This is a genomic window from Streptomyces eurocidicus (assembly GCF_002891295.1).
Taxonomy (GTDB): Bacteria; Actinomycetota; Actinomycetes; order Streptomycetales; family Streptomycetaceae; genus Streptomyces; species Streptomyces eurocidicus.
In genome coordinates, this window is sequence record NZ_LGUI01000006.1 from 19,409 (window position 1) to 32,966 (window position 13,558).

5 protein-coding genes (1 of these 5 only partly in view) are annotated in these 13,558 nt (G+C 75.6%); all 5 read right to left on the bottom strand.

All coding sequences use genetic code 11. The features are described 5' to 3' along the window. Tightly spaced (each overlapping or abutting the next), the 5 genes in view from sbnB to AF335_RS35805 form a layout consistent with a single transcriptional unit that may run on beyond the window. The gene (gene sbnB, locus AF335_RS19545) at positions 1-987 is read right to left on the bottom strand and encodes a 2,3-diaminopropionate biosynthesis protein SbnB (RefSeq protein WP_102919728.1); all 987 of its coding nucleotides are present in this window, start codon (positions 985-987) and stop codon (positions 1-3) included. Continuing rightward, positions 975-2,012: a 2,3-diaminopropionate biosynthesis protein SbnA gene (gene sbnA / locus AF335_RS19550; protein ID WP_211304123.1), complete on the bottom strand. Its 1,038-nt coding sequence runs from the start codon at positions 2,010-2,012 to the stop codon at positions 975-977. The genes sbnB and sbnA overlap by 13 nt, the downstream gene beginning before the upstream one ends. Next, entirely contained in the window at positions 2,006-2,218 is a 213-nt protein-coding gene (locus AF335_RS19555) for an MbtH family protein (protein ID WP_102919729.1), read from the bottom strand. Before AF335_RS19555 ends, sbnA begins: the two co-directional genes overlap by 7 nt. Beyond that, positions 2,215-11,205, bottom strand: coding sequence for a non-ribosomal peptide synthetase (locus tag AF335_RS19560; RefSeq protein ID WP_102919730.1), 8,991 nt, complete (start codon positions 11,203-11,205; stop codon positions 2,215-2,217). The genes AF335_RS19555 and AF335_RS19560 overlap by 4 nt, the downstream gene beginning before the upstream one ends. Continuing rightward, positions 11,202-13,558 carry the final stretch of an SDR family NAD(P)-dependent oxidoreductase gene (locus tag AF335_RS35805; RefSeq protein ID WP_267470715.1) on the bottom strand. It continues 18,268 nt past the right edge of the window, so the window shows 2,357 of its 20,625 coding nt (coding positions 18,269-20,625); its start codon lies off the right edge, out of view; the stop codon is at positions 11,202-11,204. The genes AF335_RS19560 and AF335_RS35805 overlap by 4 nt, the downstream gene beginning before the upstream one ends.

A 13,558-nucleotide genomic window follows, 5' to 3' on the forward strand; every position in this document is an offset into this window, starting at 1 on the left:
TCACGCCTCCGGCAGGAAGTCCGTCAGGCGGATCGCCGTGCCGGCCTTCTCCGCCTCTCCTCGGACCAGGTCGGCCAGGGCCAGGTCCAGGATGCCCAGGCCGAACGGGGAGAAGACCGTGACCTTGCGCGGGTCGCGGGGGTGGGGGCGGCCCGTGGCGAGGGTGTCGCCCAGGGCGGCCGTGATGAAGTCGCGGTTGCCGGCGCGCTGTTCCGCGAGGTGGAGGGAGGTCGAGGCGCGGCAGACGTGGTCGGCGTCGTCGACGACGTTGACGCTGCCGAGGATCGCCTCGGGGGTGAGGTCGCGCAGCGAGAGGTGCAGGACCAGCGTGCCCGGCCGGCAGTGGTCGAGGCCGGTGTGCGGCGTGGACGCGGTCGTGGCGACGGAGACGAGGCGGTGGGCCGCGAGGGCGTCGTCGGCCGAGTCTGCGTACTCCACGGTCAGGCCGCCGGCGTGGGCCTCGGCGAACGCCTCCGCCCGGGCGCGGTCGAGGTCGAAGAGGCGCACGGTGCGGAGTTCGGGGGCGACGACCCGCAGGAAGCGCAGGACCTCGGCGTTGATGACCCCGCAGCCGATGAGGGAGGCTCCGGTGTCCGGGGTCTCACCGGGCATCGTCCGGGCGGCCAGCGCGGCGCTCGCCGCGGTGCGGCGCGCGGAGATGATGGAGCCCTCGATCAGCGCCTCGGGCTGTCCGGTGGTCAGGGAGTTGAGGATGATCGCGGCGGAGGCGCGCTGGAGGCCGGACGCCACATTGCCGGGGAAGGAGGAGATCCACTTCATCCCGGCGACCTGGGCGCCGCCGCCCAGGTAGGCGGGGAGGCCGATGATCCGGTTGGTGTCGTCGGCCGGGAAGCGGAGGAAGACGGAGTGGGGCACGGCGGTGTCGCCGACGGCGTGTGCCACGTAGGCGTCGCGGACCGCGTCGAGCACCTCGTGCTCCTTGCCGTCCAGGGTGCGGCGGACGGTGTGGTTGCCTATGACGAGCATGAGATCTTCTCCATTGTCGGGATCGCCGGGAGGTCAGCCGCGAGGTCGTGCGGCCGGGGGATCCGGCCGAAGTTCTCCGCGACCCAGGCGTCGTTGTAGATGGTGCTGAGGTAGCGCTCGCCGCGGTCGGGCAGGATGATCGCGCAGGTGGATCCGTCCGGGATGACGTGGCGCAGGCTGTCGAGGGCGCTGACGACCGCGCCGGACGAGCCGCCGGCGAGGATCGCCTCGGTCGCGGCCAGCCGGCGGCAGCCGATGACGCAGTCGAGGTCGCCGACGTGGACGACGGAGTCGGCCAGGTCCGGTGTGTGCAGCGGGGGCCGGGTCGCGGCCCCGTGCCCGGGCAGCAGCCGGGGCACCGAGGGCGGGCTGGGGTCGAAGATGGCGCTGCCCAGCGCGTCCACGGCCACGATCTTCACGGGGAGCCGGTGCGCGCGGATGTAGTCCGCGCAGCCGCGAAGGGTGCCGCAGGAGCTCGCCGAGCAGATCAGGTAGTCCAGGCCCGCGGGCAGCGCCTCGTCGATCTCCCGCATCGTGGTCCGGTGCGCGAGGGCGTTGAGGGTGTTGCCGTACTGGTTGGGCCAGTACGCGCCGGGGACGGTCAGGGTCAGCTCGCGCACCCGGGCCACCCGGGCGGGCAGGTAGTCGCCGCTCTCCCGGTCGGGCTCGGTCACCATCTCCACCTCGGCGCCGAGGGCGCGCATGATGTCGATGTTCTGCTTGTTCGCCCTGGGGTCGACGACACAGATGAAGCGCAGGCCGTAGTACCGGCAGACCTGGGCCAGGCCGATGCCGAGGTTGCCCGAGCTGGACTCCACGACCACCGACTCGCCCGGCACGAGGTCGCCGCGCCGGATGCGGTCCCCCAGCATGCTCAGGGCGGGCCGGTCCTTGATGCTGCCCGCCGGGTTGAACCCTTCGAGCTTCGCGTACACGCGGATGGGGCTGTCCGGGAAGAGCCTGACGAGTTCGACCAGCGGCGTCGCGCCTATGGTCGACAGGATGCCGGGTTCCCCGGTCAGCACTGCGGGTCCGTCGAGTCGGCCAGGCTCTTGGGCCGCATGTCGGTCCAGTTCGCCTCGATGTGGTCCACGCAGGCCGCGTGGCCGTCCTCGCCGAACACGGCGGTCCAGCCGGCCGGGACCTCGGCGAAGGCGGGCCAGAGCGAGTGCTGGCCCTCCGCGTTGGTCAGGACGAGGAACTTCGCGTCGGCGTCGTCGAACGGGTTCACAGCTGGACTCCTTCGGGGGTCGCGGCGGTCAGGGGATGCGGAGCGGGCGCGGGGGCCGGGGCCATCCGGCCGATGGGGAGTTCGGGGCGTTCCGCGGCGGCCCGCAGGACGTCGGTGAGCACCGCGCAGAAGCGTTCGACGGTCTCCCGGTCGAACAGCTCGTTGGCGTACTCCACGTGTCCGCTCGCTCCGTCGCCGGGTGTCTCGGTCAGCAGGAGGGAGAAGTCGATGCGGGCCGCCACATGGTCCACGGGGAACAGCTCCGCCGTCAGGCCGGGCATCTCCATGGCGGATCCGGCGTAGTTCTGCAGGACGAGCATGGTCTGGAACAGCGGGTGGCGCCCCGGGTGCCGGGGCGGGTCGCAGGCGTCGACCATGCCGGTGAAGGGGTACTCCTGGTGCTCGTAGGCGGCGAAGTCGGCGTCCCTGGCCCGGCGGAGGAGGTCCGTGAAGGCGGGGTCGCCCGAGGTGTCGAGCCGTAGCACCAGGTAGTTGGTGAAGAGGCCGACGAGGTCGTCGAGCCCCTCGTCCACCCGGCCCGCGATCGGGGTGCCGACGGGGATGTCGGTGCCGGCGCCGGTCAGGGTCAGGGCGGTGGCCAGGGCGGTGTGCAGCACCATGAACAGGGTGGTGTCCTGCCCGGCGGCCAGTTCCCGGAGGCCGCGGTGGACGTCCGGGGCGATCTCGAAGGGGACGGTCGCGCCCCGGTGGGTGGGCCGGTCCGGCCGCGGCCGGTCCAGGGGCAGGGTCGCCTCCACCGGCAGGTCCGCCAGGGCCCGGCTCCAGAAGGCGTGCCCGCGCACGGCGAGGCTCTCCGGGTCGGCTCCGTCGCCCAGCAGGTCCCGCAGCCAGAGGGTGTAGTCGGGGTACTGGAGGGCGAGCGGTTCCCAGCCGGGCCCGGTGCCCGTGCGCCGGGCGGCGTACGCGGTGGCGAGGTCGCCGAGGAGCACGCCGACGGACCAGCCGTCACCGGCGATGTGGTGCCACACCAGCACCAGGACGTGCTCGTCCTCGGTGACCTCGAACAGCTCGGCCCGGAAGGGCGGTTCCGTCCGCAGGTCGAACTCGTGGTGGGCGGCGTCGCGGACCCGGTCGGCGAGGTCGGCCTCGGCGACGGTGACGACGGGCAGGGTGACCCGGGCGTCCTCGGGCGCCAGGACCCGCTGGTACCGGTCGCCGTCGGGGCCGGGGAAGAGCGTCCGCAGCGCTTCGTGCCGGTCGACGACGTCCGTCAGCGCCGCTTCCAGCGCCGCCCGGTCCGTGGCGCCGGTGAGCCGGAGGGCGACGGGCATGTTCTTCAGGGCGCTGGAGGCCGCCCCGTTGCCCAGCCCGATCCGGAAGGTGCGGTCCTGGGCCGGGGAGAGCGGGACGCGCTCGGGGCGGTCGTACGGGGCCGGCGCGGGGCGGCCCGCGTCCGGGCGCCGTTCGGCGACCAGCCCGGCCAGCTCGGCCGCGGTGGGCGCGCCGAACAGGTCGCGGATGCCCAGCTCGGCGCCCAGCGCCGACCTGATCCGGCTGACCAGCCGGGTCGCCAGCAGCGAGTGGCCGCCGAGGTCGAAGAAGTTGTCGTCGGCGCTCACGGAGGGCAGGCCGAGGACGTCGGCGAACGCGCCGCAGAGGAGTTCCTCGACGGGGGTGCGCGCGGCGCGCCCGGCGGACGCGCCGGCCGGGCCGGGCGCGGGCAGGGCCCGGCGGTCCAGCTTGCCGTTCACCGTCATGGGCAGCTCGTCGAGGGTGACGTAGGCGGACGGGACCATGAACGCCGGCAGGACCTCGGCGAGATGCCGCTTCAGGGCGGGTGCGGCGGAGGTGCCCGGGTCCCGGCGGGCGCGGGCGCCCAGCGGCGTGCTGACGTGCGCGGCGGGGTCGGGATCGGCCTCCGGATGGGTGCGGGCGGCCACCGGCCTGGTGGTGCCGGCGGGCAGGAAGGCGATGTCGAAGGTGTCGTGGCGGGCGGGCGACCAGGTGGCGACGGGGCGCAGGCCGAGTGCCTCGCCGAGCCGGCAGAGCGCCTCCGGGTCCGCTCCCGGGCCCTGGACGGGTGTCGCGGGCACGTCGCCGGGGCGGCCGAGTCCGGCCAGGGCGGAGAACTCGGCCAGCAGGCGGCCGTTGGGCACGCCGGTGATCCGCAGTCCGGTGCCGCCGGTGGCCAGCCGGGCCGCGAGGGCGGCGACGCCGTCGGCCCCCGCGCCGCCGGTGGCGAGCCGCTCCCAGGGGAGCTCCTCCAGGCCGTCGGCCGGCAGGGGCGCGTCGGCGTCCGTGCCGGACGCCTTGCGGAGCACCGCCTCGTAGCGGTGCCGGGTCAGCTCGTTGTGGTGCAGGCCGCGCTTGAGACGGATGTCGACTCCGGTGACCCGGTCGTCGCCGGCGGCCAGGGCGGTGAAGTACTCCGGGGCGACCAGGAGTTCGGACTCGGCGTCGATCGCGTGGTCGAGCGCGTCCGCCGCGTCGGTCCCGTCCTGCCCGGGGGCGTCGGCGGCCGGCCGGTGGCCCGCCACGCCCGCCTGGAGGGCGCGCCGCGTCCGCAGGTTGCGGACGTCGCCGACGTACACGGCGCCGCCCGGTGCGAGCAGGCCGAGGCACTTGCCGAGGACCTCGGACAGATAGCCGGCGTCGGGGAAGTACTGCGCCACGGAGTTGATCACGACGGTGTCGAAGAAGCCGGCCGGGAGTCCGTCGACGTCGTCGGCGGGCCGGCAGCGCAGCTCGACCTTCCCGGCGAGCCGCGGGTCGGCGGCGACGTGGGCGGTGAGCCTCGCCACCGCGGCCGGGGAGAAGTCGGTGCCCCAGTAGGTCTCGCAGTGTCCGGCCAGCCGGGACAGCAGCAGGCCGGCGCCGACGCCGATCTCCAGCACGCGGCGCGGCCGCAGCTCGGCGATCCGGGCGACCGTCGCGTCCCGCCACTCCCGCATCTGCTCCAGCGGGATCGGCTCACCGTCGTAGGTGCTGTCCCAGCCGCGGAAGTCCTCGCCCCAGGGGGCCGGCCCGGCGGCCGCGTACACCTGGTCGTGGATGTCCCGCCATTCGTCCACGAGTTCCCCGCCGGGGGCGTCCGCGCCGGAGGCGGGCACGACGTACGCGACCAGCCGGACGTCGCCCGGGGTCTCCTCGCGGGCCACGACCGCGGCCCGGTCCACCGAGGGGTGTTCCAGGAGGCGCGCCTCGACCTCGCCGAGCTCGACCCGGTGACCGCGGATCTTCACCTGCTCGTCGGCCCGGCCCCGGAACACCAGTTGCCCGCCGGGCGTCCAGGCCACGACGTCGCCGGTGCGGTACATCCGCTCGCCGGGGGCGCCGAACGGGCAGGCGACGAAGCGTCCCGCCGTCAGGCCCGGCCGGTTCAGGTAGCCGTGGGCGAGGAGGCCGGGGCCCGCCAGGTACAGGTCGCCGGCCACGCCCGGCGGCACCGGGCGCAGCCCGGCGTCCAGGACGTACACGCGGGCGTTGGTGATCGGGCGGCCGATGGGCACCGGTCCGGTGCCGACGGTCCCGGCCGACAGGGCGCCGCTCATGGTGGCGCATATCGTGGCCTCGGTCGGCCCGTAGACGTTGACCATCAGCCGGCCGGGGGCCCACCGCTCGACCAGGGGCGCGGGGCAGATCTCGCCCCCGGTCACGACGGTGCGCAGGGAGCCGAGCGTGGCCTCGGCGCCCGGGGGCACGGCCTCCAGCGCCGTGGGGGTGATCGACAGATGGGTGATCCGGTGTGCCGCGAGGGTCCCGGCGAGCGCTTCGCCGGCGAGCGCCCCGTCGGTGTCGGGCAGGACCAGGGTGCCGCCGCCGGCCAGGGCCATGAGGAGGTCCCAGACGGAGGCGTCGAAGCTGGGCGAGGCGAGCTGGAGCACCCGGCTCGTCGCGTCGACCCCGAGGTTGGCCGCCATGGCGGCGGCGAGGGCGGGCAGGCCCTTGTGGGGGACGACGACGCCCTTGGGGCGGCCGGTCGAGCCGGAGGTGTAGATGACGTACGCCGGGTCGTCCGGGCGCGGGTGCCGTGCGGGCGCGTCCGGTGCCCCGGCGGTCGCCGGGTCGTCGAGGAGCCAGTGCTCCACACCGGTCGCGGGGAGCGCGTTCGCGGTCGGGCCGTCCGTCAGCAGCAGCTTCGGGGCGGCGTCGGAGAGCATGAAGCGGATCCGCTCGTCCGGGTACCCGGGGTCCACGGGCAGGTAGGCGGCGCCGGCCTTGAGCACGCCCAGCACCGCGACGATCAGTCCGGTGGAGCGCGGCAGGGCGAGTGCCACGAGGTCCCCGCGGCCCACGCCGGCGGCGGTCAGGCGCCGTGCCAGCCGGCCGGCGCGGGCGTCCAGTCCGGCGTAGGTCGTCTCCTCGCCGCCGTGGTCGACCGCCACCGCGGCGGGCGTACGGGCGGCCAGGTCCTCGAAGAGGCCGGAGAGGGTCGCCGGGCCGGACAGCTCCACGGTGGTGTCGTTCCAGCCGTCGAGCACGTCGTGGCGGTCCCGCGCGGAGAGCGGGTCCAGCCGCTCCACGGGGGTGCCGGGGTCGGCGACGGCCTGTTCCAGCACCCTCAGCAGACCGCCGACGATCCCTTCGACCGTCGCCCGGTCGAACAGCTCGGTGGCGTACTCCACGACGCCGTCCAGGCCCCGGGGGCGGCCGTCGGCGTCCTCCCGCTCGTCGAGGGAGAAGAAGAGGTCGAGCCGGGAGGTGCCGGTGCCCGCCCATTCCGTCCGGGTCCGCAGACCGGGCAGGTCGATCTCGGCGCGCCGGTTGTTCTGGAGCACCAGCGCGACCTGGAAGAGCGGGTGCCGGGCGGCCGAGCGGACCGGGGCGAGGGTCTCCACGAGGTGCTCGAACGGGACGTCCTGGTGGGCGTACGCGGCCAGCGCCGACCGCCGTACGCGGCCGAGGAGTTCGGCGAACGTGGGGTCGCCGGAGAGGTCGGCGCGCAGCACGAGGCTGTTGACGAAGAAGCCCACCAGCCCGTCGAGCGCGTCGTCCAGGCGGCCCGCGACGCCGAAGCCGACCGGGACGTCCGCGCCGGCGCCGAGCCGGGACAGCAGGGCGGCCAGCCCGGCCTGGAGCACCATGGACGGGGTGGCGCCGTGCTCGCGCGCCACCCGGTGGAGGCCCTCGTGGAGCTCGGGGCCCATCTCGAACGGCACGTAGTCGCCGCGGTGGGAGGCGACGGCGGGGCGCGCCCGGTCGTAGGGCAGGGCCAGTTCCTCGGGGGCGCCGGCCAGCTCCTCGCGCCAGTAGGCGACCTGGCGGGACATCAGGCCGTCGGGGTCGTCCTCGGCGCCCAGCAGTTCGCGCTGCCACAGCGTGTAGTCGGCGTACTGGACGGGCAGTTCCGTCCAGCCGGGGCCGTGTCCGGCGTGCCGCGCACGGTACGCCTCGGAGAGGTCGCGGGACAGCGGGCCGAGGGACCAGCCGTCGCCGGCGACGTGGTGCAGGACGAACAGGAGTACGTGCTCCCGCTCGGAGACCCGCAGCAGGGTGGTGCGGACCGGCGGTTCACAGGACAGGTCGAAGCCGTGCCGGGCCGCGGTCGCGATCTCCGCGGCCAGGCCGCCCTCGGGGACGGGCACGACCTTCATGCCGGGCCACGCCTCGACCGGGTCCAGGACCAGCTGCCGGGGGACGCCCTCGGTCTCCGGGAAGACGGTGCGCAGGCTCTCGTGCCTGCCGATCACGTCACGGAGGGCCGACTCCAGGGCCGCGGTGTCCAGCTCGCCCGACAGCCGGACGGTCACGGGCATGTTGTAGGTGGCGCCGGGGCCCTCCAGCTTGTGGAGGAACCACAGCCGCTGCTGCGCGTACGACAGCGGGACCGGCTCGGGGCGGGGCCGGCGCGTCAGTGCGGGGCGCGCCGCCGCGGCGGCGTCCAGGCGGAGGGCCAGCCCGGCGGGGGTGGGTGCCTCGAAGACGTCCCGGATGGGCAGTTCGGCCCCGAAGGCGGTGCGTACGCGGGAGGCCAGCCGGGTGGCCAGGAGCGAGTGGCCGCCGAGGTCGAAGAAGCCGTCTTCGGCGCCGACCGCGTCGAGGCCGAGGACCTCGGCGAAGAGGCCGCAGAGCATCTCCTCGGCCGGGGTGCGCGGGGGCCGTGAGGTGGTGGCGGTGACGGCGGTGAGGTCCGGGGCGGGCAGGGCCTTGCGGTCGATCTTGCCGTGCGCGGTCAGCGGCAGGGCGGGCAGGACCGTCACGACGGCGGGGACCATGTAGCCGGGCAGGTGTCCGGCCACATGGGCGCGGACGGCCGCCGGGTCGGTGCCGCCGGTGACGTAGCCGCACAGCTGGGGCCGGCCGGCGGGGTCGTGGACGAGGGAGGCGACGGCGCCGGTGACGCCGGGCGCGCCGCGCAGGGCGGCCTCGATCTCGCCGAGTTCGACGCGGTGGCCGCGGACCTTGATCTGGAAGTCCCGGCGGCCGAGGAACTCCAGCTGCCCGTCGGCCCGCCACCGCACCTGGTCTCCGGTGCGGTACATGCGCGCGCCGGGGGCCGGGGCGTAGGGGTCGGCCACGAACACGGCGGCGGTGCGCACCGGGTCGGACACATAGCCGCGGCCGACGCCGTGCCCGGCGACGTACAGCTCGCCGGGGACGCCGACGGGGACCGGGCGCAGTCGCTCGTCCAGGACGTAGAAGCGGGTGTTGCGGACGGGCTTGCCGATGGGGGTGCGGGCGCCGGTCACGGGGCCGGTGAGGACGGCGTGCGCCACGTCGTCGGAACACTCGGTGGGCCCGTAGGCGTTGACGACGGGGATGTGCGGGTAGCGGGCGAACCAGCGGTCGCACAGCTCGGGCGGCAGTTCCTCGCCGGTGACCATCAGCCGGCGGAGCGCGGTCGGTTCGGGGGCGCGCAGTCCGGCGTCCCAGGCGTCGAGGGCGGTGCGCAGCAGGGAGGGGACGACCTCCAGGACGGTGACGGCCTCGTCCACCACGACGCCGAACAGGGCTTCGGGGTCGGCCGCGGTGGCGTGGTCGACGACGCGGGCGCGGCCGCCGATGGCCAGCGGGGCGAGCATCTGCCAGACGGCGACGTCGAAGGTGAGGGGGGCGTTCTGGACGACGGTGTCCTCGGCGGTCAGCCCGAGGTCGGCGACCTTCGCGGAGAGGTGGTTGGCCATGCCGCCCCGGTGGACCATGGCGCCCTTGGGGCGGCCGGTCGAACCGGAGGTGAAGATCACGTAGGCGAGGTCCAGCGGGGAGGCCGGGGCCACTTCCCAGGGACGCGGCAGGTCGTCGCCGGCGGGGCGCAGCGGCAGCACCGACACCTCGGTGCCGGCCTCGGAGACGATCCGCGCGGCGAGGGACTCCAGCCCCTCCTCAGCCAGCAGGACGCGCACGCCGCCGTCGGCGACGACGCCCGCGGAGCGGCCGGCGGGAGCGGCGGGGTCCAGCGGGACGAACGCGCCCGCGGCGCCCAGCACGCCGAGGACGCCCGCGACGAACCCGGTGCCGGGCCCGGCCAGCAGACCGACCACCCGGCCGCGGCCCCACTCGGGGAGGTCCCGCAGCCCGGCCGTCACACCGGCGGCGCGGGCGGCCAGGGCCGCGTAGCCGACCTCGCCGTCGCCGTCCACGACGGCGATGTGGTCGGGGCGGGCCTCGGCGAGTTCCCGTACGCACTCGACGACATCGCCCACGCCGCCCTCGCGGGCGGTGTCGTTCCAGCCTTCCAGGACGTCGTGGCGCTCGCGGGCGGACAGCAGGTCCAGGCGGCCCACGGGCGCGCCCGGCTCGGCGACGGCCTGCTCCAGGACCCGGGTCAGACGGGCGGCCAGCGCCACGGCCGTGGGGTGGTCGAAGAGTTCGGCGGCGTACTCCAGGGAGCCGTCCAGCCCGGCGGGCGCGCCGTCCGCGCCCAGCCGCTCGGCCAGGGCGAAGGACAGGTCGAAGCGGCAGGTGCCGGTGCCCGGCCACTCCGGGTGGGCCCGCAGGCCGGGGAACGCGAACTCGGCCCGCTGGTGCCGGAGCAGCAGCGCCACCTGGAAGAGGGGGTGGCGGGCGGCCGGTGCGGCCGGTGCGAGGGCCGTGACCAGGTGCTCGTAGGGCACGTCCTGGTTCCCGTAGGCGTCCTGGGCGCGTTCCCGCACCCGGCCCAGCAGCTCGGTGAACGTGGGGTCGCCGGAGACGTCGGTGCGCAGGACCAGGGTGTTGGCGAAGAGGCCGACGAGGTCCTCCAGGGCCTCCTCCGGCCGGCCGGCCACGTCGAAGCCGACGGGGACGTCCTCGCCGGCGCCCATGCGGGAGAGCATCGCCGCGAGACCGGCCTGGAGGACCAGGAACAGGGTGGTGCCGTGCTCGCGGGCGACCCGCCGCAGTCCGGCGTGCAGCCCGGGACCGACCTCGAAGGACACCCGTCCGCCCTGGTGGGAGGCCACGGCGGGGCGGGGCCGGTCGTGCGGCAGGGCGAGTTCCTCCGGCGCGCCGTCGAGCGCCTGCCGCCAGTGGGCGCTCTGCCGGGCCAGCAGGCCGTCGGGGTCGTCCCCGGCGAGCAGCTCGCGCTGCCACAGGGTGTAGTCCGTGTACCGAACGGGGAGTTCCGCCCAGTCCGGCGCCCCGCCCGCGCGCCGGGCCGCGTAGGCCGTGGACAGGTCGCGGGCCAGGGGGCCCAGCGACCAGCCGTCGCCGGCGATCCGGTGCAGCGCGACGACGAGGACGTGCCGCCGTTCCGACAGCCGCAGCAGCGTCGCCCGCAGGGGCGGTTCGCAGGTCAGGTCGAACGCGTACCGTGCCGCGCCCTCCACCTCGGCGGCCAGGCCGTCCTCGGGGACGGGCACGACCTTCATGCCGGGCCACGCCTCGACCGGGTCCAGGACCAGCTGCCGGGGGACGCCCTCGGTCTCCGGGAAGACGGTACGCAGGCTCTCGTGCCTGCCGATCACATCACGGAGGGCCGACTCCAGGGCCTCCGCGTCCAGTTCTCCCGTCAGCCGGAGCGCGAAGGGGATGTTGTGCGTGGCGCCGGGCCCCTCCAGCTTGTGCAGGAACCACAGCCGCTGCTGCGCGAACGACAACGGGATCATGAAGCATCTCCTTCTCGGAACATCCTGCGGAGCACCGGCCGCGCGGGGACGGCCTCGCGTACGGGCCGCGTCGCCAGGGCCGCCAGCGCCGCGGGGGTCGGCGCCTCGAACACCTCCCGCGTCGACAGCCGTACGCCGAGGGCACGGCCGGCCCGTGCGGCCAGCCGGGTGGCCTGGAGCGAGTCGCCGCCCAGGGTGAAGAAGTCGTCTCCGGGCCCCACCCGCCGGAGCCCCAGGACCTCGGCGAAGAGCGCGCACAGCGGCTCCGCCGCGGCCGCCTGCCCGGTGGACGGCGCCGCGTCGCCGACGCGCCCGTCCGGTTCGTGCGCCACGCGCTCCAGCACGGCGCGCCACGCGTCGAGCAGCCCTCGGGCCGTCGTCGCGTCGAAGCGGTTGGCGTCGTACTTCAGGTACAGCCGGAAGCCGTCGCTCTCCTGGAGGATCTCCGCCTCCAGCTCGAACTCGCTCTCCTGCCGCACGCCCTCGAACACCCGGAGGCCGAGCTCGCCGGGGGCGGCCTCCCTGCCGTCGGTGAACAGCGCGGCCTCTTCGAAGTTCTGGTACGAGAGGCTGGTGCGCACCAGTGGCGAGCGGGTTCCCTCGCGCCGTGCGCCGAGGGCGCGGACGATCGCCGGGAACGGGTAGGCGGCGTGTTCGAGGCCGCCCAGCACCGCGCGCCGCACCGATGCGAGGAGGTTCCCGTAGGTGTCGTCGCCGTCGACGGCGCAGCGGATCGGGAGCAGGTTCACGAAGTGGCCGACGACGTCGCGGAAGCGGGCCTCGGGCCGGCCGGCGGCCGGGAGGCCGACGACGAGGTCGGACTCCCCCGTCATCCGGTGCAGGAACGCCATGTACGAGGCGAGGAAGACCACGGCCAGGCCGGCCCGTCGCTCACGGGCGCGGGCCGTGAGCGCCGCGGAGAGCTCGGGGGTGAGCTTCACGGTGACCTCTTCGCCGCGCGGCGCGGCGGCCGGGTCGAGGGGCCGGTCGCCGGGCAGGTCGAGCGCCCGCCGGGGCGCGCGCAGCTCGTGGGCCCAGTGGGCGAGGTGCGCCTCGCCCACGGGGCCGTCGAGCATCGCGGCCTCCCAGGCCGTGAACTCGGCGTATCCGGCGCTCTCGACGCCTCCCCCGGGACCCTCAGGGGCCTCTCCGCGCACGGCGGCGCGGTAAGCGTCGGTCAGCGAGCGGACGAGGAGCCCGGCCGAGATCCCGTCGACGACGATGTGGTGCGCCGTCAGCAGCAGCACGCGGCGCGGCTCCTCCGTGCCGTCCGGCGTCACGAAGGTCATGAGGTGGACGCGGACCAGGGGCCCGGCCGCCAGGTCGAAGGGGGCGGCCACCCTCGCGCGGACCTGGGCGACCCGCTCGGCGTGCGACTCCGCGACGAGCTCGGCGCGTTCGACGGGGATGGCGCGCGATCCGCCGGTCTCCATGTACGGCACGCCGTCGTCCTCGCGGAAGACCGCGCCGAGCACCGGGTGCCTGCCGGTCAGGGAGCCGACCGCCGCTTCGAGCGCGGGCTCGTCGAGCTCGCCGCGCACCTCGAAGACGAGGGGGACGTGGTAGACCGTGGTGTCCGGGGAGATCCGCTGGGTGAGCCAGAGCCCCAGCTGGGCCTGGGACAGGCCCGACCGCTCGGGGCCGGGCGCGGCGGCGGGCCGTTCCGGCGCCCGTTCCTCGGCCGGGGCGGGCAGCAGGCTCGTGACGAGCGCGTCCACCCGGTCGGTGCCGGTACCGAGGAAGTGCTCGGCGAGCTCCTCGACGCTCTCCAGGTCGAAGAGGAGCGTGGTCGGCACCTCGCCGAGGTCCTCGCGCAGGGCGGCGGCGAACTGGAGGACGAGGATGGAGTCCATGCCGTAGTCGGCGAGGGGCACCGACGGGGCGATCCTCCCGGCCGGGATCCTCAGTGTGGCGGCCGCCTTGTCGCGGAGGTAGCCGGTCATGGCCTCGGTGCGGGTGTCCGCGGCGGCGGGGTTGTCCGTACCGGCGTCCGTGGTGGCCACGCGACCGCCCGAGGCGGCCTCGGCGCGCGTGCCCGCGGCTGTGGCGGGGCTGCCCGTACCGGCCTCGGTGCGGGAGCCCGCGGCGGCGGGACGACCGCCCGTGCCCGCCTCGGTGCTCGTGCCCGCGGCGACGTCGCGGCTGCCCGTACCCGCCTCGGCGCGGGAGCCCGCAGCGGCGGGACGACCGCCCATGTCCACCTCGGTACTCGTGCCCGTGGCGACGTCGCGGCTGCCCGTACCCGCCTCGGCGCGGGAGCCCACGGCGGCGGGACGACCGCCCATGTCCACCTCGGTACTCGTATCCGCGGCGACGTCGCGGCTGCCCGTACCCGCCTCGGCGCGAGTGCCGG